Genomic DNA, 20,236 nt, shown 5'->3' with positions numbered 1-20,236 from the left:
GCAGTCGAGTACCGGAGGATTGTAATGAATGAATCGTTTAAGAAATATACAGAGCAAATAAAGTCGTATTGGACAAGTAGAACAAAAAAACAAAAAATAAGCATGGGAGCCATCTTTCTGATTGCCGTCATCCTGATTAGTGCGGTTAGTTATTTTTCAACGCGGACGACTCTCGAACCCTTATATAGTAATTTATCACCTTCTGAGACGGGAACCATCAAAGAGAATCTGGATGGCAGGGGAATCCCTTCAGAAATTACCGATAGTGGATCGACAATCATGGTCCCTAAAGAACAAGTGGATACACTGAAAGTTGAACTGGCGGCAGAGGGGATACCTAACTCTGGGAGCATCGACTATTCTTTCTTCAGTCAAAATGCCGGATTCGGCATGACCGATAATGAGTTCAATGTTATGAAATTGGACGCCATGCAAACGGAATTAGCCGATTTGATGAAAGGGATCGACGGCATACAGGATGCAAAAGTCATGATCAATCTTCCTGAGAAGCAGATTTTCTTAAATGATGATGTGCAAAATGCATCTGCCTCCATTGTCTTGGATACGAAGCCGGGTTACACATTTGATCAAAAGCAAATCAAATCACTTTATCATCTTGTTTCGAAAAGTGTTCCAGACCTTCCTACAGAGAATATCGCCATCATGAATCAATATTTTGAGTACTTTGATTTAGAATCTCAAAATAATTCCATGGGAAGTGGAAATTTTGCTCAGCAAATGAATGTAAAGAAAGAAGTCGAGCGTGATATTCAACGTCAGGTGCAAAACATGCTCGGTACGCTGATCGGCTTTAATAAGGTAGTTGTTTCCGTGACAACTGATATTGACTTTACCCAGGAAAACCGCGAAGAAAACCTTGTGACCCCTGTCGATGAAGAAAATATGGAAGGGATCGCAGTCAGTGCTCAGCGTATTACGGAAACATTCTCGGGTGAAGGTGCTGCTCCAGGAGGGACACCAGGTGCCGGCGATGCCAACGAGCCGACGAATAGCGGTGTTACATACGGGTCCAGTTCAGAATCGAATGGTGATTATGAACGCATGGAAGAAACGATTAATAATGAAGTCAATCGGATCAAAAAAGAGATTGTAGAAAGTCCTTACAAGATTAGAGACCTGGGAATACAGGTTATGGTGGAACCGCCTGATCCAGAAAAAGAATCGTCATTACCACAGGACAGGGTCGATGATATACGTCAAGTATTATCCACGATCGTACGAACGTCCATTGATAAGGAAGCGAACCCGGAACTCACAGATGACGCGATTGCAGAAAAGGTCGTCGTCTCGGTTCAACCGTTCAATGGGAAAGTGGATGTTGCATCTGAAGAGAAGCCTGTACTGCCTTGGTGGACATATGTTGTGGGGGGGATTCTCCTTGTAGTGATTCTTCTTTTAGTATTTTTCTTATTACGTTCAAGAAAGAAAGAATCGACTGATGAATTGGAATATGAAGAAACAAGAGAGCCGGTCCAGATTCCGGATATTGAACCCAAAGAAGAGACAGAGGGTTCGATTCGCCGTAAGCAGCTGGAAAAAATGGCTAAAGATAAACCGGAAGAATTCGCGAAACTGTTACGCACCTGGTTAGCAGAGGATTAGGAGGAATGAACATGGTTAGAAGAGAGAAAGGTTTAACAGGAAAACAAAAGGCGGCCATCCTCCTGATCTCTCTTGGTCCTGATGTATCAGCATCCGTTTACAAGCATTTGTCGGAAGAAGATATCGAGAAATTGACATTAGAGATTTCCGGAGTGAAGAAGGTAGAAACGGAAGCTAAGGAAGATATTTTAGAGGAATTTCATCAAATCGCCATTGCGCAGGACTATATCTCACAGGGTGGAATTGGCTATGCAAAGACTGTCTTGGAGAAGGCACTTGGATCTGAACAGGCGCTAGCCATCATTAATCGTCTAACCTCTTCCTTACAGGTCAAACCCTTTGACTTTGCAAGAAGAGCGGATGCAGCTCAAATTCTTAACTTCATCCAGAATGAACATCCTCAAACGATTGCGTTGATTCTATCTTATCTTGACCCTCAACAAGCAGGTCAGATACTTTCAGAGCTTCCCCAGGAAGTCCAAGCAGATATCGCAAGAAGGATTGCTGTGATGGATGGTACCTCTCCTGAAGTGATCAGTGAGGTGGAAGCGATCCTTGAAAGGAAGCTTTCAGCGACCGTTACACAGGATTATACACAAACCGGCGGGGTGGAAGCGGTAGTGGAAGTGTTGAACGGGGTAGATCGTTCGACAGAGAAAACCATCCTTGATGCCTTGGAGATACAAGATCCGGAATTAGCCGAAGAAATCAAAAAGAGAATGTTTGTGTTTGAAGATATTGTCACACTCGATGGCCGTTCCATCCAGCGTGTGATCAGGGATTGTGATAATGAAGATCTGCTTCTCTCACTTAAAGTGTCAAGTGATGAAGTGAAAGAAGTGGTATTCAGGAATATGTCGAACCGGATGGTTGAGACCCTTAAAGAAGAAATGGAATTCATGGGGCCTGTCCGATTGCGGGATGTTGAAGAAGCACAGTCACGGATTGTAGCAGTCATAAGAAGGTTAGAGGATTCAGGTGAAATCATCATCGCCCGTGGTGGAGGAGACGATATTATTGTCTAGGATCATTAAGTCTACCGTAGCTCAATCTATTGAAGAAAACCGGAAAGTAATATCTCTTAAGAGAGTGAAGCCATTGGAAGACGTATCCCAAGAGGAAGATATGTTAATAGGGAATGCATCTTTTCGACGGGATCACATCATAGAACAAGCGACCATTGAAGCTGAACGAATCATCCGGGAAGCAATAGAGGAGAATCGTCGAGAAGAAGAGCGGTTGTTACTTGAAAAAGAAAGATGGATAACAGAACGGGAACAGCTTATGCAAGAGGCATATAATGCCGGATTCCTGCAAGGGGAGGAAGAAGGAAGAATTAAAGGCTACCGGGAATATGAGAACAAACTGCAGGAAGCAAATGAGATAACAGAGAACAACAAGAAACAGTATGAGGGTTACATACAAAGGGCAGAGAAAGTCATCATTAATCTTGGGATAGCGTGTGCAGGGAAAATCATGAATCAAAAAATGAAGGAAGAACCGGATTTATTTCTTTCCATTGTGGAACGGGGACTAAAGGAAGTGAGGGATTCACCTCATATCCAAATACATGTGCATCCAACGAGACATAAGCTCCTTGCTGAAAACAAGTCTGAACTGGAAGTAATGTTTCCCACTGATATTCAATGCTTCATCTATGCCAACGATGATCTTCTCCCTGAGGAATGCTATATTGAAACGAATCAAGGACGGGTCATTGTCAGTGTGGATTCTCAATTAAAAGAATTGAAGCTGAAGCTTCACCATCTTCTTGAAGGTGATGTGGAATGAAAGCAGCAGATCTTATCTCTCATATCCCTCATATCCCAACTTTCAAAAAATTCGGGAAAGTGAAACGGGTAGTCGGTTTGATGATCGAGTCTCAAGGTCCTGAAAGTTCTGTAGGTGAAGTGTGTCATATCCATATCCTCTCCCGTGGCAAACGAAAAGTGATACAAGCAGAGGTGGTCGGTTTTAATGATGATTTGGTGATCCTTATGCCATATACCAACATGCAGGATATCTCACCAGGCAGTTTAGTCGAAGCAACGGCAAAACCATTAGAAATCAAAATTGGGCCGTCGTTAATCGGAAAGGTGATTGATTCCCTGGGGCATCCCCTTGATGGCAGCCAATTACCGTCGGGATTAAGCACTGCCTATACAGAGCAGGAGCCACCCAATCCATTATCAAGACCTCCGATTGATGAAAAAATGGAAGTTGGCGTAAAAGCCATCGACAGCATGTTGACCGTCGGTAAAGGGCAAAGGGTAGGAATCTTTGCGGGAAGTGGTGTGGGAAAAAGTACATTACTTGGAATGATCGCCAGAAATACGAAAGCTGATTTAAACGTCATCGCACTGGTAGGGGAACGCGGACGGGAAGTAAGAGAATTCATTGAAAGAGATTTAGGTGAAGAAGGATTGCAGAGAACGATTGTAGTGTCTGCCACATCCGACCAGCCTGCACTTATGAGAATTAAAGGCGCCTTTACGGCAACAGCGATTGCGGAATACTTCCGTGATAAAGGCATGAATGTCATGCTGATGATGGATTCTGCCACCCGGGTAGCCATGGCACAGAGGGAAATCGGGTTGGCGGTTGGTGAACCGCCTACAACGAAAGGCTATACTCCTTCCGTATTCGCTATTTTACCGAAGCTACTCGAAAGAACAGGAACAAACCTCCATGGAAGCATTACGGCGTTTTATACCGTTCTAGTAGATGGTGATGATTTGAATGAGCCTATTTCAGACACAGTGAGGGGGATACTCGACGGTCATATCGTACTCGACCGTCAGATTTCGAATCGTGGTCAATATCCTGCCATTAACATTCTGAAGAGTGTCAGCCGGTTAATGAATCACCTCGCTTCTAAAGAACATTTACAAGCTGCCACTAGAATAAGAGAGTTATTGAGTACCTATATGAACTCAGAAGATTTGATTCAAATAGGTGCTTACAAAAAAGGAACTTCCCGTGAAGTGGATGAAGCCATCAACTATTATCCGGAAATCATCTCCTTTCTTAAGCAGGGTGTATACGAACAGATTTCTCTACCCTCGAGTGTTGGTGAGCTTATCAAGCTATCGGAAAAAGGTGGATGATCCGAATGAGTTATCAATATAAATTCCAACGAATTTTAACATTAAAAGAAAAAGAAAAAGATGAAGTCCAGGAGATGTACAGGAGTTCCATCGAAAAGTTTGAAACCGTTGCGGGTAAGCTATATGAATTTTTGAAAAAGAAAGAAACCCTGGAGCTCCATCAGGAGAGTAAATTACAGGGGGGCTTATCAGTCCAGGATATCCGTCATCATCAACAGTTCATCACCAATCTTGAAAAGACCATCTCTTATTACCAGGATTTGGTGATCCAAGCGAGGAATCGGATGAATTGGTATGAAGAAAAGCTGGTGGATATGAATGTGGAAGTGAAAAAATACGAAAAAATGAAAGAGAAAGATCTAGATCGGTTTCATCAAAACATCCAATCGATGGAAAACAAGCAGTTAGACGAAGTGTCGGTTGTTCAATATTTGAAACGGGGAGTTAGGTGATTTCGTGGCAAAGGTAATCGAAGAGGAAAAGAAAGATTCACATAATCGTTTCCAAAGATTCATTTTTATCATCGTCATTCCTCTCTTGTTTGCTATCACCTTCGCTTTGGTCATCATGACGTTTGCAGGAATCAATATCTTTGAAAAAGTGCAATCACTAGGATCGGAAATTCCTTTTTTGGCAAAGGTCATCCCTTCAGATGATGGAGAGGACAGAAAACAATTACAAGAGAGAATTATTTCATTAAACGCTTCGATGGAAGATCAAGAAGCCAAAATAGTCCAGCTTCAAAGTGAAATGGATAAAAAAGACAGTGACAACGAGCAACTTCAGGCAACCATCCAACAGCAGAAGGAAGAAATGAATGAACTGCGACAGATTGGTGAAGACAACAAACGTGCTTTTAAGGAGGTAGTCAATACCTTTGAAGCGATGTCTGCGAAAAGCGCCGCTCCGGTCCTCATGAACATGGAAGATGAAGAGGCGATGAAGATCCTTTCAAACATTAAACCGGATATGCTTGCAGACATTTTAGAAAAGATGCCGCCAAAGGATGCTGCAAGATACACAAGTCTTCTATCAGCTGAGGAATGATCAGTTTGTTTCTTTAAAGGAGGTGAATGAATGGAAATCGGAATCGCTACACAAAGGGTAAACGCTGCATCACCTGTGTATAAGGAAGCGAATCTTGCAAAAAAAGAAATTGGCTTTTCACAGCATCTTTTAGGGTTTGTCGCCAACCAAAGCAGTGAATTGAAAGAAGTTAAGGCAAAGGATACCCTGTCATTTCTCGTAAATATGGAAGCAATCCTTGCAGCTGGTAAACTGGAGGATCTCGGCCTCTCTCAAGAGCAGTTGGATCAACTATCACAAGTGAAAGAACTTGATGTTAGTCAAATTGCAGATATTTTGGGGGTAAGTTCGGAAGGAATCACAACACTTTTTTCTAATTTGAAGTCTGTCATTTTGGGAACGGGGTCACCTGTCGAACCGGAGCAGGTTGAGGATGTTTATGAAGATCTGCTTGGTACACTTCAATTATTGCAGTCCGTCCTTTCAAAGGATATCAAAGGAGCAAAGTCAACTGTTGAAAACTCTTTAAAAGAATTAAATAGCCAAGGAGAAATTGAAGTCGCCGTTAAATTAGCAAAAGTAATGGAGCTTTTTGCTCGTAACCGTGATATGCATGTCACTGATGCTTCTAAAGCAGCGGAGCTAAAGGCTGTGGTGAAGAATATTCAATCCGGGATTGAGGGTACCTTACCGAAACTTGCACAAACGTCAGGTGACTGGTCAAGAGTACTGCGTGAAGCCTATACGCGCCGGGGGACTGAAGAAACGATTGAGAAGAATCCTGAATTGAACGGCTCAAATGATAAGAAGGGCATTCAACCGATACAGGGAACCAATCTTCATTTTGTTCTGCCTAAGGCTGAAACCTTTTCAATGAATCTGCCACAAACAAGCCGCTCCCTTCAATACGAGCAATTTGTTAAAGAATTTCAGAACATCCTGGGTAAATCGAATATGATGTCCCAACCAAATATGAGTAAGCTCTTGATTAAACTGTATCCAGAACAATTGGGTTCTTTAAGAATTGAATTATTGCAGCAAAATGGAGTCATGACAGCGAAGATCCTGGCATCTACCACAAGTGCCAAAGAAATGCTGGATTCACAGATTCATGGGTTGAAACATGCTTTCAGTGCCCAGAATCTGAATGTTGAGAAGATCGAAATCTCACAGGCATTCACGGATACTGAGCGCCAGTATAAAGGTCATTCCGAGCAGCAATCTCACCAGCACAAACAGAAACAATCCGATCAAGCTGAATCGACACATGAAGAGGAGATGCCATCTTTCAAAGATTATCTCGTAAATACTGAAATATAGGTGATGACATGACGAAAATAGATCCCAGTTTACTATATTCCACTGTTCAGGCTAAAAAGCGTGAAGCAGGGGGGGATATTTTAGGGAAAGATGATTTCCTTAAAATCCTTATGACCCAGTTGCAAAATCAAGACCCGATGAATCCCATGCAGGACAAGGATTTCATTGCACAAATGGCGACATTTTCTTCCCTGGAACAAATGACCAATCTTACCCAGACAATGGAGAAATTCGTGGATAATCAAAGTCAGACACAATTGATTTCTTATAATCAATTTGTAGGGAAAGAAGTGACCTGGCATAAGATCATTGAATCTGAATCTGATGAAGTACCTGAAATTGAAGAAGGACAGGGCCTAGTTAAGGGTGTCCGTTTTAAAGGGGACTCTGTTGAATTCATCATGGAAGATGGAACGATCTTGACCCCGGGGAATATTTCTCAAGTGAATACATCAGGAAGCGGGGATTCATCCCTCGTAAGCGCATCTATGTTAATAGGCAAGAAGGTGACATGGAGTGGGGAGGATGGAGAACTGAGCGGAGTGGTTCAATCTGTTTCGAAAAAGGATTCCCAAATATGGGTTCATACAGAATCAGGTGAGAAAATCTCCAGTAATGCATTGTTGAAAATTGAATCTTAGGGAGTGGTAATATGGAAAAAACGTTCTTCCACCGCTCACCGCAACCTATCACGCATAATTATCACAGTAAATCAGTTAATCGATCTACCCGCTCTTCTACATCATTTGCAACCCAATTGGATAAGGCCATTCAAGATGTCCCTCCAATGCAAATCAGCAAACATGCAAAAGCAAGGATGGAAAAAAGAGGAATCTCGATCCCTTCTGAAACGTGGGAGAAGATAGGGGAGAAAGTGAAAGAAGCGAAGAAAAAGGGTGTACAGGACTCACTGGTGATACTGAAAGATGCCGCATTGATTGTAAGTGCGAAGAACCAGACGGTGATTACTGCGTTGGACCGTGAAGAAGCAAATTCTCAAATATTCACCAACATTAATGGAACCATATTAATCGATTCATAGGCCGGACCTCGAGAAGGAAGCCTATATGCTGTGGAATGACCGAAGCAGCACATACGAAAGGGGAAAACATTCATGCTACGTTCAATGTATTCAGGTATAAGTGGAATGAAAAACTTTCAAACCAAATTAGATGTAATCGGGAATAATATTGCCAATGTCAATACGTACGGATATAAAAAGGGCCGGGTCACGTTCCAGGATCTCATGAACCAAACCGTGTCCGGTGCCAGCAGGGCAACAGACAACCGGGGAGGTCAGAACGCAAAGCAAATTGGGCTTGGATCGTCATTATCATCGATCGATACAATCCAGACACAGGGAAGTCTTCAAACTACCGGACGCTCATTGGATGTCGCCATATCAGGTGATGGGTACTTCGTAGTGAGACAAGGAAATAACGAAATGTTCACGCGCGCCGGCAACTTTTACCTGGATTCAAACGGAAATCTTGTGACGGGTCAGGGTAATCTTGTTCAGGGGTATCCAGTTGATGCGGCCGGAGTGGTCAATAAGAGTGGCGCTACGGATATAAAGATTGACACGAACACGACAATGGCTCCTCAGGCTACAAGTAAAGCTACTTATAATGGGAATTTGAAATCAAGTGCCACAGATGGGACCAAAGTGGAATTGGAGACCAAAGTTAAGGATTCACTTGGTAAGGATATCAGTTTGAAACTGATTATGGAAAAAACAGGAATGAACGAGTGGAGTGTTGACATATCAAGTTTAACAGATGACGTTTCTGTAAATGCCGCCACCACTTCTGCAGTTGTTAAATTTGATAATGAAGGAAATGTTATTGCACCACCTACTGGATATGTTCCTTTTAAGTTGACCCTTGATAACAGTACAGGTGCCAATACAACCCAAACGATCGATCTTGATTTCTCCAAGATCACTCAGTTCGACAGCTCCTCCTCTGCCAATGTGGATACAGTTGACGGAAACTCAGAAGGGTATCTAGAAAGCTTCAATATCGGTTCTTCCGGCGAAGTGAACGGAGTATTTTCAAATGGGGAAGTAAGAGTGTTGAGTCAGTTGGCTATGGCCACATTCTCTAATCCCGGCGGATTGACAAAGGCAGGTAATAATCTGTTCCAGGCTTCCAATAACTCAGGCCTTCCAAACCAAGGTGTAGCAGGGGAAGGACGTGGAGCCCTTCAGTCCGGTGCACTTGAAATGTCCAATGTAGACCTCTCAGAGGAGTTTACTGAAATGATTGTCGCTCAGCGCGGATTCCAGGCAAATACACGGATCATTACAACGTCAGATGAAATCCTGCAGGAACTCGTAAACTTGAAACGTTAATTTCTTGAAAGGGAGGAAGGGAGTGGCTGACGAGATCAGTCACTCCCAATAAATGAATGATTACATTAACCAGGCTGAATGGTAAATCGTTTACGTTGAACGCCCTATACATAGAAACAGTCGAAGCATTTCCCGATACTACCATTTTATTAACAAATGGTAGACGGTATGTTGTGAAAGAAACAGTGGATGAGGTCAATTCCCGCTCACTTACTTTTTTTCAAAAAGTGAGTCTTCTTCATCTGCCCCAGGAGGGAGGTAATACAAATTGAAAAGTAAAACGATGACCATCATGATGATTTCATTGGTGACCATTACCCTCGTCGGTGTCATAGCACTGGTGGTATTGCTGAAGTTTTCCGGGGATGAAAAAGCAAAAGATCCCTCCATCGAAGAAGTGATTGAAAACTCGGTGGACATACCTGAAATGACCACGAATTTAATGAGCAACGACTTTATTCGTATCTCATTTAAAATTCAAACGGATAGTAAGAAAGCTAAGAAAGAATTAGCGAAAAGGGATTTTCAAGTGAATAATATCATCATAGAAGAGCTTTCTGAATTGAAAGCAGAAGAACTGCAAGGAAAAAAAGGGAAAGAATTAGTCGAGACAAAGGTTAAGGACAAAGTGAACTCCCTTATGCAGGAAGGCGCGGTAGAAAGAGTATATATCACCTCTATGATGATTCAATGAATAGCCTGAAAGGTTTGGAGGTGAAGGGATGGCTAGTGAAATATTGTCTCAAAGTGAAATTGATGCTCTGTTATCTGCCCTCAATACCGGGGAGATGAGCGCGGATGATTTCAAGAAAGAAGAAGAAGAGAAGAAAGTCAAAGTATATGATTTTAAGAGAGCCCTGCGCTTTTCAAAAGACCAGATCAGAAGCTTAACGAGAATCCATGAGAATTTCGCAAGGATTTTAACGACCTACTTCTCTGCACAACTAAGGACGTATGTTCAAATTAATGTAGCTTCTGCTGATCAGATTCCTTATGAGGAATTTATTCGTTCCGTACCGAAAATGACGATTTTGAACGTATATGAACTGCCGCCACTTGATGGACGGATCCTCATGGAAATCAACCCGAATATTGCTTATTCCATGATGGATCGAGTCATGGGGGGCAGAGGGATCAGTGTCAATAAAGTGGAGAGTCTGACAGAAATTGAAACGAGAATCATGAGTCAATTATTTGAAAAGGCGTTTGAAAATCTCAGGGAAGCCTGGAGCACAGTGGTGGACGTTGATCCAATGTTCGCTGAATTTGAAGTGAATCCCCAGTTTCTGCAAATGGTCTCTCCCAATGAAACCGTAGTGGTCATTTCCTTGAATACAACGATTGGTGAGACCAGTGGAATGATCAATATTTGCATTCCTCATGTGGTATTGGAACCGATCCTTCCGAAACTATCCGGCAGTTATTGGATGGAATCAAAGCGGAAAGAAAGCAACCCTGAAGAAGCCGCTCAGCTAGAAAGAAGAATCAAGATGGCACAAGTTCCGATCGCGGCTGAATTAGGACAATCGGATATCACCATAGAAGAATTCCTTATGCTTTCGATTGGTGATGTCATTGAAATGAATACCCGAATCGATGATCCTTTAACTATTAAAGTAGGTGAGATTCCTAAATTTACTGCACAGCCTGGTAAATCAAATAAAAAAATGGCAGTGCAAATTTTAGATTCGTTGAAGGGGGGAGACGACGAAGATGAGTGATGATATGTTATCGCAAGATGAAATAGATGCATTACTTCGTGGTTCGGCGGAGCCTGAAGAAGATACAGCAGCCCGCAAAGAGATTAAGATGAGTGATTACATCAGCTCAATAGAAGAAGATGCTTTGGGTGAAATCGGGAACATTTCGTTTGGAAGTTCTGCAACAGCACTTTCCACTTTATTAAATCAAAAGGTGGAAATTACGACCCCTAAAGTTACCATTATTAATAAGAACTATTTAGAAGAGGAATTTCCTCATCCTTATGTCGCCATTCAGGTTCAATATACCGAAGGGTTCTCCGGTGTGAATTTGCTTGTGATCCAACAATCGGATGCGTCCATCATTGCCGACTTGATGCTTGGTGGCGATGGAAGAAATCCATCTGGGGATCTCGGTGAAATTCAGCTCAGCGCTGTACAAGAGGCTATGAATCAAATGATGGGTTCAGCTGCTACATCCATGTCGACTGTATTCAGTAAGAAAGTGGATATTTCACCTCCATCCATTGATCTCATGTACATTCCCCAAGGAGAAGGGGAAGAAAACATACCAGATCAAGACCTGCTTGTAAAGGTATCGTTTGCGTTGAAAATAGGAGATCTCATTGATTCTAATATCATGCAGCTCCTGCCGCTATCCTTTGCCAGAAGCTTAGTGGATGAATTAATGAATGGCGGAGCCACAAAGGAAGTGGCGGCAACGTCCGCGCCGAGTGTGGAAGCACCGAAAGCCGATCCTGAACCGGTATATAGTGGTATTGCGGAAAGTGCGAACACGACTCACCACTCCCACTCTCAGCATCTGGGGGGACAAAGCGGGCAATCTGAGCCCGTGCATGTACAACCGGCTACGTTCAGTAGCTTCGAGCCTGCAAAACTGGGACAACAGGAAAGTAAAAATTTAAATATGCTATTGGATATTCCTCTTCAAGTGACCGTGGAGCTCGGAAGAACAAATCGTTCAGTCAGAGACATCCTGGAATTATCTTCTGGTTCGATCATCGAACTTGATAAGTTAGCGGGAGAGCCGGTCGATATCCTTGTGAACAGCCAGTTGATGGCCAAGGGGGAAGTCGTTGTCATCGATGAGAACTTCGGTGTCAGGATCACCGACATTGTAAGTCAGAGTGATCGTATTAAAAAATTAAAATAATGGAAGATATATATTTGAGATGATGGAGGATGAGGGTAATGGCGAATAAGATTCTAATTGTAGATGATGCAGCCTTTATGAGGATGATGATTAAAGATATTTTAACGAAAAATGGTTTTGACGTAGTAGGGGAAGCAGCGGATGGAAGTCAGGCTGTGGATAAATACAAGGAGTTAAAACCCGATCTTGTGACGATGGATATTACAATGCCTGAAAAAGATGGTATCGCTGCCTTAAAGGAAATCAAGTCGATTGATGCCTCTGCGAAAATCATTATGTGTTCAGCCATGGGCCAACAAGCCATGGTCATCGATGCGATTCAAGCTGGAGCGAAGGATTTTATCGTAAAGCCGTTCCAGGCCGATCGTGTAATCGAAGCGATCCAGAAAGCGTTAAGCTAACAGTTAATAAGAAGGTGCATGTATTGAAAAAGTTTCAAATTCTATTTGCAATATTGCTTTTCATCTTCTCGGCAGCCGCCGGGGATAGTACAGCATTTGCTGAAGTGAATAATGTGAAAGACTGCATAGAGCATCCAGATACATGCGAGGGGCAGCAAACGGATGAAGTGGAAGGTTCTGAATCAGGACTGGCCACTTCCGTTACGTTTTTAGATTACCTCAAGATGATCGTTGCACTTATCTTTGTAGTGGCACTCATATATTTTTTATTAAAGTTCATTAATCAAAAAGGAAGATCGTTTCAGCAAACAAAATTAATCAATCATTTAGGGGGGACCCCACTTGGGGGGAACCGGTCAGTACAGATAGTAAAGGTAGGCAAACAGGTACTGGTCCTGGGTGTGGGTGAAGACATTCAGCTATTGAAAGAGGTAAGGGATGAAAAGGAAAAAGAAGAGATTCTTTCCTATTATGAGGAATCTCAATTTCCCGATACCAAGTCTGCCGTTTCAAGCTTAATGAACAGAGTCAAAGGCTCTTCACCGAATAAGACGGACAGGTCATTTCAAGCTCAGTTGAAATTACAGCTTGAGGAAATGAACAAGGGAAGGAAAAAAATGCTCGAGGAGTTAAAGAATAAGGGGAAACAGTCAGATGAATGAGTTCATGGAGTTTTTCAATAGTAGCTCAGCGGATGATGTGTCGACAAGTGTAAAGCTGCTGTTACTATTTACCGTCTTATCACTTGCACCCAGTATTCTGATATTAATGACATCATTTACCCGGATCATGATCGTCTTGTCCTTCGTCCGTACGTCCCTTGCCACTCAGCAAATGCCTCCGAATCAGGTATTGATCGGACTTTCTTTATTTCTTACTTTTTTTATTATGGCTCCTACCTTCCAAGAGGTGAATGATGAAGCGTTGACACCTCTTTTTAATGAAGAGATCAATCTGGAAGAGGCATACAGTAAGGCTTCGATTCCATTTAAAGAATTTATGAGTAAGCAGACAAGACAAAAGGATTTGGAATTGTTTCTGGAATATTCAGGGGCTGAACGTCCCGAATCAGTGAAAGATATTCCTCTCACATCCTTAGTGCCAGCTTTCGCATTGAGTGAGATCAAGACGGCTTTTCAGATAGGATTTATGATTTTCATCCCATTTTTGGTCATCGATATGGTTGTAGCGAGTGTCTTGATGTCGATGGGTATGATGATGCTGCCACCTGTCATGATTTCATTGCCGTTCAAAATTTTACTGTTTGTTTTAGTGGATGGCTGGTATTTAGTAATAAAATCTCTTTTACAAAGTTTTTAAGTAGGTGAGTTACAATGAATGCTGAATCCGTAATTGCCATAGCAGAGAGGGGTATCTATGTTACCCTCGTCGTCTCAGGCCCATTACTGCTACTGGCCCTGGTCGTCGGGTTGATTGTAAGTATTTTTCAGGCGACAACCCAAATTCAAGAACAGACACTTGCATTCATTCCGAAAATTGTTGCCGTGATGATCGGCATCGTTTTCTTTGGGCCTTGGATGTTAACTAAGCTTGTGACGTATACTTCGCAGATTTTTTCAGATTTAACAAGGTTCGTAGGGTAGTAGTATGGAAGAGCTCGTACCTATTCTATCGGTATATCTACTCGTTTTTGTGAGGGTTTCGGCATTTTTTGTCACGATGCCGCTGTTTTCATATCGAAATATACCTGCTCAGCATCGAATCGCCTTCTCAGTGGTACTTTCATGGGTTATGTACTATACGATCGACTCAAAGGCATTTGAAATCAACGGACAATACTTCCTTTTGATCATGAAAGAAGCCATGATCGGTCTTTTGATCGGTTTTGTTGCTTACATGATTGTAACGGCTATTCAAATAGCTGGGGGCTTCATTGATTTTCAAATGGGGTTTGCCATTGCGAACGTGATTGACCCTCAAACCGGAGCCCAAAGTCCTTTGACGGGACAATATTTGTACACATTCGCCCTATTGTTATTGCTCGCCCTTAATGGTCATCATTTACTGCTCGATGGGATTTTTTACAGTTATCAATTGATTCCGATCGATTCTCCTTGGATTCCATTTGGAAATGAGAACTTAATCGAATATGTCATTACGTCCTTTAATTCCATGTTCATCATCGCTTTTCAGATGTCCATTCCTGTCGTCGCGACTCTTTTCCTTGTAGATGTGGCATTAGGAATTGTAGCGAGGACCGTACCCCAGTTAAATATCTTTGTGGTTGGGTTTCCCATAAAAATCGGGGTAGCCTTTATCGTATTATTCATAGTGATGGGGGTCACATTTACGGTCATGCAGAAATTGTTTGAAATGATGTTTGTAACCATGAGGGATTTAATGAAAATTATTGGAGGCACCTAAATTGAAGTGGCTATCATTAGACCTACAGTATTTCAGTGGGGAAAAGACAGAGAAAGCAACCCCCAAAAAAAGGGATGACGCCAGAAAAAAAGGTCAAACAGCAAAAAGTCAGGATGTCAATACGGCCATCATTCTGCTGGCTGTCTTTTTATTTCTTACCTTCAGTGCTTCTTATATAGGGGATATCGTGTTTGATTTGTTTCATCAAACGTTTCAGGAATACATGCTCATGGACCTTACAGAAAATACCGTTCATGTCATCACCATGGACCTAATGAAGGAGCTTGCCCTGTTACTTGGTCCTATCATGCTCGTCGCCCTCATTGCCGGCTTGATCTCCAACTATATACAAGTAGGTGTGATGTTCACGACAGAGCCTTTACAGCCTAAATTAGAGAAGATCGATCCCATTAAAGGATTTAAGCGGATTTTCTCCCTGCGTGCCATTGTCGAATTACTAAAATCCATCCTGAAAATTTCATTTGTAGGGGCCATTACCTTTGTCGTTCTATGGATGAACATCGACCGGGTGTTGAGTCTGTCCTTTAAATCGGTGGGAGATTCCTTGACGACCATGGCAAGTCTGACGATCCAAATGGGGATTGCAGCATCTCTTGCGTTGTTATTCTTATCTCTTTTTGATTTTCTTTATCAGAAATACGATTTTGAGAAAAACATACGAATGTCAAAACAGGACCTGAAAGACGAACATAAAAACGTTGAAGGTGACCCCCTCATCAAGTCTAAGATTAAGCAAAGGCAGCGGGAGATGGCCATGCGGCGCATGATGCAGGAAGTACCAGAAGCAGATGTGGTGATCACCAATCCCACCCACTTTGCCATTGCCCTTAAATATGATGAGGATAAAATGGATGCCCCGTATGTCGTGGCAAAGGGCGTTGATTACCTTGCACAGAAAATAAAATACATCGCAGGTGAAAATGACGTCGTCATGGTAGAGAATCGGCCTCTGGCCCGTTCGCTCTACGACTCGGCAGAAATCGGCGATGCCGTCCCTGAAGAATTTTTTAAGGCAATAGCAGAAATTTTAGCTTATGTTTACCGAATTAAAAACCAGATGTAAGCAGTTAGGAGAAAAACAATGTCAGCAAGAGATTTATCCGTTTTAGCCAGTGTTATATTAATCGTGGCCATGCTTATTATTCCATTCCCATCCTGGTTATTGAGTTTATTGATCATCATGAATATTTCACTTGCATTACTTGTCCTCCTAATCTCCATGAACATGAATGAACCATTACAGTTTTCAATATTTCCATCCCTATTATTATTATTGACGCTTTTCAGACTGGGTCTAAATGTTTCCACAACGAGATCGATCCTTAGTAAGGGTGAAGCGGGGGACGTTGTGGAAACCTTTGGAACATTCGTTGTAGGTGGGAATATCCTTGTTGGACTTGTTGTATTCATTATTTTAATCGTCATTCAATTTATTGTTATCACGAAAGGGTCTGAGCGTGTATCAGAGGTTGCCGCACGATTTACACTCGATGCCATGCCCGGGAAACAAATGAGTATCGATGCCGATTTAAATGCCGGTATGATCTCTGAGCACGATGCAAGAAATCGCCGTGAAAAAGTAGGGAGAGAAGCGGATTTCTATGGTGCGATGGACGGAGCATCCAAGTTTGTCAAGGGGGATGCCATCGCCGGGATCGTTATCGTCTTGATCAACTTGATATTTGGAATCATCATCGGTATGACTCAACAGGGGCTTCCTATCGCAGAGGCAGCAACCCGTTACTCACTTCTGACAGTCGGCGACGGGATCGTCAGTCAGATCCCTGCTCTGTTAATATCTACAGCAACAGGTATCGTGGTGACAAGGGCTGCGTCTGAAGGAAACCTGGGGCAGGACATCATGAATCAGCTGCTGGCTTATCCTGTCATGCTCTATGTATCCGGGTTCACCATTTTCATGCTTGGCATAGCCACTCCAATCAACGATATTTTGACGATACCGGTAGCAGCCTTACTCGGGATCGGTGGTTATATGTTGTCAAGGACGCCTAAAGAAAGTGAAACAGACATGATGGAAATGGAAGAAGAAGTGGAGCAGGACGAAATGAAGAGTCCTGAAAGTGTCGTAAACCTCCTTAATGTCGATCCGATTGAATTTGAGTTCGGATATGGATTGATTCCACTTGCAGATACAAACCAGGGGGGAGACCTTCTTGACAGGATCGTGATGATCAGACGACAATTGGCCATCGAGCTTGGCCTAGTCATCCCTGTTGTCAGGATCCGGGATAATATCCAGCTTCAACCTAACGAATACAGGTTGAAGATCAAAGGAAATGAAATGGCTCGTGGGGAACTCCTCTTAGATCACTATCTGGCGATGAGTCCAGGGGTGGAAGATGACTCCATTGAAGGGATCGATACGGTCGAACCGTCATTCGGCCTTCCCGCTAAATGGATATCAGAAGATATGAAAGAGCAGGCAGAAATTTTCGGATATACCGTAGTAGATCCTCCTTCAGTGGTGTCAACCCACATCACGGAATTGATTAAGAATAACGCACATGAACTTCTAGGGAGACAGGAAACGAAGCAGCTCATTGATCATCTGCAGGAATCCTATCCGATACTTGTTGAGGAAGTGACACCGAATCCATTGACCGTGGGAGAAGTACAAAAGGTACTCTCCAAACTATTAAAAGAAAATGTTTCCATTCGGAATTTACCGATCATCTTCGAGACACTTGCCGACTACGGGAAGATGAGTTCGGATACAGACCTGTTAGCGGAGTATGTAAGACAGTCACTCGCCAGGCAAATCACGAATCAATATGTTCAAGGGGACACTTCATTAAAGGTGGTCACCATGAGCGGCAAGGTGGAGAAAATGATTGCGGATGCCATTCAGCAAACAGAACATGGCAACTATTTATCCATGGATCCCAATGATTCGCAGAGCATTCTGGAAGCTGTCGCCTCTCAAGTGGAGCAGCTCTCCCTTATGGAGGAATCCCCCGTCATTCTTTGTTCTCCTGCTGTGAGAATGTATGTAAGACAGTTAACGGAAAGATATTTCCCACAGGTACCAATCATTTCGTATAACGAATTAGAGGCAAATGTAGAAGTACAAAGTTTAGGGGTGGTGAATGTTGGATGAAAGTAAAGAAGTACACGGCTCCATCTATGAATGAAGCAATGAAGAAGGTCAGGGCTGAACTGGGTGAAGATGCAGTCATTTTAAATTCCAAAGTCTCATACACAGGAGGCTTTATGGGATTGTTCAGGAAAAAAATGATTCAAGTCATCGCAGCCATTGACCCGGAGGTTGAAAAAGAAAGACTGGAAATCAGCCGGGTGAAAACGAAGCAGGCTTCAACATCGGTCATTAAACCTTCCTTGGAAAAAGAAAAGAAGACTGAGCATGACTCCAATCGATTGGTAGAAGTAGAATTAAAGGAATTAAAGCAAATGATTTCTTCCCTGAAATCCAGGGATCATTTTGATAAATTCAGTGATGATGTAAAGGAAGTTCTCCTCCACCTTAAGAAACAGGACGTAAGTGACTCCACTCTGTTTCAATTGGGGGAAGCGATGGAAGAAAATATCACAAGTGAATCGGTTCAAGCCATCAATAAGGATGAATGGGCTCATAATGAAGTGAAACGTTTTTTTCACCAATATTTAAAAGAAATCACCTTTGGTGGAATAAGTTATAACAGGAAATATATCAATGTCATTGGTCCTACGGGTGTGGGTAAAACTACGACGCTAGCCAAAATGGCCGCTGAAGCAGTGATAGAGAAACGTATGAAAATTGCCTTTATCACTACGGACACATACCGAATCGCAGCGATTGAACAATTGAAAACTTATGCGGGTCTCCTGAATGTTCCCGTTGAAGTGGTCTATAAAATGGAGGACTTCAATAAAGCAATCGAGAAGTTCGTGGACTACGATCATGTGTTCATTGATACAGCAGGTCGTAACTTCAGGGAAAGAAAATATGTAGCGGATTTGCAAAAGATCATCGATTTCGATCAACAAATGGAAACCTACCTGGTTCTATCATTGACAAGTAAAGAGCAGGATATGAGGGAAATCATTACTCAATTTTCTTCTATTGATATTGATCGTTTTATCTTTACGAAATCAGACGAGACATCAAGTTATGGCAGCATGATCAATATGATGTCTGAAGTGAAGATCGGTGCAGCCTACGTAACGAATGGCCAGGATGTCCCTGAGGATATTACTGAGGTGAAAGAGGATGAAATCGTAAGTATGCTCATGAAAGGATTCAGCTATGAAAGATCAAGCATATAACCTTAGGAGGAAAATGCTCCTGTCCGATTCTGAACCTGCTAAAACCATTGCGATCGTAAGTGGAAAGGGAGGGGTCGGTAAATCGAATATTTCTACAAACCTCTCCATCCTGCTTGGTAAAGAGAATAAGAAGGTACTATTATTTGATCTCGATATAGGGATGGGGAACATTCATATTCTACTTGGAAGCCATCATTCATACTCCATCATGGATTATATTGAGGAAAAAGAACTAGATATCGACACGATTATATGTGAAAATATTCATGGCATCTCTTACATAAGTGGGGGTAATGGCCTAAAGAATATAGTGGAGTGGAAAGAAAAGCAAATGGAACGATTTTTCGAAGTAATGGAATACGCCATCCATAAGTATGATTATATTCTATTCGATATGGGGGCAGGTGCTACGAAGGGAACACTTGAATTCCTCCTCGCCATGGATGAAATCATTGTTGTCACCACTCCTGAACCGACATCCATTACCGACGCCTATTCTATGATGAAATATATCTACCTGAGGGACGGGGAAAAACCCTTCTATCTCTTATGTAATCGGGCTGAATTCAAGAATGAAGGACTTCAAACCATTACTAGATTACAAGAAACAGTGAGGAAGTTCCTCCATAAGGAAATCGTATCCCTGGGGGTGCTTCCAGAGGACTCAGCTGTCAGGAAGGCCGTCATTCACCAAACGCCGATCGTTGTGGGTTATCCTGCATCAGCCATGACACTGAGCCTGCATACGATGGTACATCGCCTGACAGGTACGAGGGAGTCCAGGGATCGTAAAGGGACAGGGTTTGTAAGGTCATTTAGAAAATTATTTTTTGGGAGGTAAA

23 protein-coding genes are annotated in these 20,236 nt (G+C 42.5%); all 23 read left to right on the top strand.

Annotation, left to right across the window (positions count from 1 at the left end; all coding sequences use genetic code 11):
• Positions 1-24 precede the first annotated feature (24 nt).
• Entirely contained in the window at positions 25-1,623 is a 1,599-nt protein-coding gene (gene fliF / locus ACSQ2E_RS13700; RefSeq protein WP_435991349.1) for a flagellar basal-body MS-ring/collar protein FliF, read from the top strand.
• 11 nt (positions 1,624-1,634) lie between these two features.
• A complete protein-coding gene (fliG, locus tag ACSQ2E_RS13695; protein ID WP_060669737.1) occupies positions 1,635-2,648 on the top strand; it encodes a flagellar motor switch protein FliG in 1,014 nt (337 codons plus the stop codon).
• Positions 2,641-3,414: a flagellar assembly protein FliH gene (fliH, locus tag ACSQ2E_RS13690; RefSeq protein WP_435991347.1), complete on the top strand. Its 774-nt coding sequence runs from the start codon at positions 2,641-2,643 to the stop codon at positions 3,412-3,414. The genes fliG and fliH overlap by 8 nt, the downstream gene beginning before the upstream one ends.
• The gene (gene fliI / locus ACSQ2E_RS13685) at positions 3,411-4,730 is read left to right on the top strand and encodes a flagellar protein export ATPase FliI (protein WP_435991345.1); all 1,320 of its coding nucleotides are present in this window, start codon (positions 3,411-3,413) and stop codon (positions 4,728-4,730) included. Before fliH ends, fliI begins: the two co-directional genes overlap by 4 nt.
• A gap of 5 nt (positions 4,731-4,735) precedes the next feature.
• On the top strand, positions 4,736-5,182 hold the full coding sequence (gene fliJ, locus ACSQ2E_RS13680) for a flagellar export protein FliJ (protein WP_435991343.1): 447 nt from the start codon (positions 4,736-4,738) through the stop codon (positions 5,180-5,182).
• A 4-nt stretch (positions 5,183-5,186) separates the two neighbouring features.
• A complete protein-coding gene (locus tag ACSQ2E_RS13675) occupies positions 5,187-5,777 on the top strand; it encodes a MotE family protein (RefSeq protein ID WP_435991341.1) in 591 nt (196 codons plus the stop codon).
• A 30-nt stretch (positions 5,778-5,807) separates the two neighbouring features.
• Positions 5,808-7,076 carry a flagellar hook-length control protein FliK gene (locus ACSQ2E_RS13670; protein WP_435991339.1) on the top strand — a complete coding sequence of 423 codons (1,269 nt, stop codon included), beginning with the start codon at positions 5,808-5,810 and terminating at the stop codon, positions 7,074-7,076.
• Positions 7,077-7,084: 8 nt separating this feature from the next.
• Positions 7,085-7,717, top strand: coding sequence for a flagellar hook assembly protein FlgD (gene flgD, locus ACSQ2E_RS13665; RefSeq protein ID WP_435991337.1), 633 nt, complete (start codon positions 7,085-7,087; stop codon positions 7,715-7,717).
• Positions 7,718-7,728: 11 nt separating this feature from the next.
• Entirely contained in the window at positions 7,729-8,118 is a 390-nt protein-coding gene (locus tag ACSQ2E_RS13660) for a TIGR02530 family flagellar biosynthesis protein (protein WP_435991335.1), read from the top strand.
• Between the two features lie 72 nt (positions 8,119-8,190).
• On the top strand, positions 8,191-9,429 hold the full coding sequence (gene flgF / locus ACSQ2E_RS13655; RefSeq protein ID WP_435991333.1) for a flagellar basal-body rod protein FlgF: 1,239 nt from the start codon (positions 8,191-8,193) through the stop codon (positions 9,427-9,429).
• A gap of 56 nt (positions 9,430-9,485) precedes the next feature.
• A complete protein-coding gene (locus tag ACSQ2E_RS13650) occupies positions 9,486-9,701 on the top strand; it encodes a flagellar FlbD family protein (protein ID WP_435991331.1) in 216 nt (71 codons plus the stop codon).
• An 11-nt stretch (positions 9,702-9,712) separates the two neighbouring features.
• On the top strand, positions 9,713-10,123 hold the full coding sequence (gene fliL, locus ACSQ2E_RS13645) for a flagellar basal body-associated protein FliL (protein ID WP_435994542.1): 411 nt from the start codon (positions 9,713-9,715) through the stop codon (positions 10,121-10,123).
• A gap of 28 nt (positions 10,124-10,151) precedes the next feature.
• Positions 10,152-11,150, top strand: a complete 999-nt coding sequence (fliM, locus tag ACSQ2E_RS13640; RefSeq protein WP_435991329.1) for a flagellar motor switch protein FliM — start codon at positions 10,152-10,154, stop codon at positions 11,148-11,150.
• Positions 11,143-12,303 (top strand): flagellar motor switch phosphatase FliY, encoded by a 1,161-nt coding sequence (fliY, locus tag ACSQ2E_RS13635; RefSeq protein WP_435991327.1) that lies wholly within the window; start codon positions 11,143-11,145, stop codon positions 12,301-12,303. Before fliM ends, fliY begins: the two co-directional genes overlap by 8 nt.
• 38 nt (positions 12,304-12,341) lie before the next feature.
• On the top strand, positions 12,342-12,704 hold the full coding sequence (locus ACSQ2E_RS13630; RefSeq protein WP_034760212.1) for a response regulator: 363 nt from the start codon (positions 12,342-12,344) through the stop codon (positions 12,702-12,704).
• A 23-nt stretch (positions 12,705-12,727) separates the two neighbouring features.
• On the top strand, positions 12,728-13,366 hold the full coding sequence (locus ACSQ2E_RS13625) for a flagellar biosynthetic protein FliO (protein WP_435991324.1): 639 nt from the start codon (positions 12,728-12,730) through the stop codon (positions 13,364-13,366).
• Positions 13,359-14,024, top strand: a complete 666-nt coding sequence (fliP, locus tag ACSQ2E_RS13620; protein WP_435991322.1) for a flagellar type III secretion system pore protein FliP — start codon at positions 13,359-13,361, stop codon at positions 14,022-14,024. Before ACSQ2E_RS13625 ends, fliP begins: the two co-directional genes overlap by 8 nt.
• Before the next feature lie 14 nt (positions 14,025-14,038).
• Positions 14,039-14,308, top strand: a complete 270-nt coding sequence (gene fliQ / locus ACSQ2E_RS13615; protein ID WP_435991320.1) for a flagellar biosynthesis protein FliQ — start codon at positions 14,039-14,041, stop codon at positions 14,306-14,308.
• Between the two features lie 4 nt (positions 14,309-14,312).
• Positions 14,313-15,089: a flagellar biosynthetic protein FliR gene (gene fliR / locus ACSQ2E_RS13610; RefSeq protein ID WP_060669711.1), complete on the top strand. Its 777-nt coding sequence runs from the start codon at positions 14,313-14,315 to the stop codon at positions 15,087-15,089.
• 1 nt (position 15,090) lies between these two features.
• Positions 15,091-16,173 carry a flagellar biosynthesis protein FlhB gene (gene flhB, locus ACSQ2E_RS13605; protein WP_435991318.1) on the top strand — a complete coding sequence of 361 codons (1,083 nt, stop codon included), beginning with the start codon at positions 15,091-15,093 and terminating at the stop codon, positions 16,171-16,173.
• 18 nt (positions 16,174-16,191) lie between these two features.
• Positions 16,192-18,228 (top strand): flagellar biosynthesis protein FlhA, encoded by a 2,037-nt coding sequence (gene flhA / locus ACSQ2E_RS13600; protein ID WP_435991316.1) that lies wholly within the window; start codon positions 16,192-16,194, stop codon positions 18,226-18,228.
• On the top strand, positions 18,225-19,394 hold the full coding sequence (flhF, locus tag ACSQ2E_RS13595) for a flagellar biosynthesis protein FlhF (RefSeq protein WP_435991314.1): 1,170 nt from the start codon (positions 18,225-18,227) through the stop codon (positions 19,392-19,394). The genes flhA and flhF overlap by 4 nt, the downstream gene beginning before the upstream one ends.
• Positions 19,375-20,235, top strand: a complete 861-nt coding sequence (locus tag ACSQ2E_RS13590; RefSeq protein WP_435991312.1) for a MinD/ParA family protein — start codon at positions 19,375-19,377, stop codon at positions 20,233-20,235. The genes flhF and ACSQ2E_RS13590 overlap by 20 nt, the downstream gene beginning before the upstream one ends.
• Position 20,236 lies beyond the last annotated feature (1 nt).

This window comes from Rossellomorea sp. LjRoot5, assembly GCF_964253455.1.
Classification (GTDB): domain Bacteria; phylum Bacillota; class Bacilli; order Bacillales; family Bacillaceae_B; genus Rossellomorea.
This window is presented reverse-complemented; position numbering and strand designations above follow the sequence as displayed.

Coding starts and splice junctions, on each gene's coding strand:
- fliF (WP_435991349.1), top strand. CDS start 25: ATGAATGAATCGTTTAAGAAATATACAGAGCAAATAAAGTCGTATTGG.
- fliG (WP_060669737.1), top strand. CDS start 1,635: ATGGTTAGAAGAGAGAAAGGTTTAACAGGAAAACAAAAGGCGGCCATC.
- fliI (WP_435991345.1), top strand. CDS start 3,411: ATGAAAGCAGCAGATCTTATCTCTCATATCCCTCATATCCCAACTTTC.
- fliJ (WP_435991343.1), top strand. CDS start 4,736: ATGAGTTATCAATATAAATTCCAACGAATTTTAACATTAAAAGAAAAA.
- ACSQ2E_RS13670 (WP_435991339.1), top strand. CDS start 5,808: ATGGAAATCGGAATCGCTACACAAAGGGTAAACGCTGCATCACCTGTG.
- flgD (WP_435991337.1), top strand. CDS start 7,085: ATGACGAAAATAGATCCCAGTTTACTATATTCCACTGTTCAGGCTAAA.
- ACSQ2E_RS13660 (WP_435991335.1), top strand. CDS start 7,729: ATGGAAAAAACGTTCTTCCACCGCTCACCGCAACCTATCACGCATAAT.
- flgF (WP_435991333.1), top strand. CDS start 8,191: ATGCTACGTTCAATGTATTCAGGTATAAGTGGAATGAAAAACTTTCAA.
- ACSQ2E_RS13650 (WP_435991331.1), top strand. CDS start 9,486: ATGATTACATTAACCAGGCTGAATGGTAAATCGTTTACGTTGAACGCC.
- fliL (WP_435994542.1), top strand. CDS start 9,713: ATGACCATCATGATGATTTCATTGGTGACCATTACCCTCGTCGGTGTC.
- fliM (WP_435991329.1), top strand. CDS start 10,152: ATGGCTAGTGAAATATTGTCTCAAAGTGAAATTGATGCTCTGTTATCT.
- fliY (WP_435991327.1), top strand. CDS start 11,143: ATGAGTGATGATATGTTATCGCAAGATGAAATAGATGCATTACTTCGT.
- ACSQ2E_RS13630 (WP_034760212.1), top strand. CDS start 12,342: ATGGCGAATAAGATTCTAATTGTAGATGATGCAGCCTTTATGAGGATG.
- fliP (WP_435991322.1), top strand. CDS start 13,359: ATGAATGAGTTCATGGAGTTTTTCAATAGTAGCTCAGCGGATGATGTG.
- fliQ (WP_435991320.1), top strand. CDS start 14,039: ATGAATGCTGAATCCGTAATTGCCATAGCAGAGAGGGGTATCTATGTT.
- fliR (WP_060669711.1), top strand. CDS start 14,313: ATGGAAGAGCTCGTACCTATTCTATCGGTATATCTACTCGTTTTTGTG.
- flhA (WP_435991316.1), top strand. CDS start 16,192: ATGTCAGCAAGAGATTTATCCGTTTTAGCCAGTGTTATATTAATCGTG.
- flhF (WP_435991314.1), top strand. CDS start 18,225: ATGAAAGTAAAGAAGTACACGGCTCCATCTATGAATGAAGCAATGAAG.
- ACSQ2E_RS13590 (WP_435991312.1), top strand. CDS start 19,375: ATGAAAGATCAAGCATATAACCTTAGGAGGAAAATGCTCCTGTCCGAT.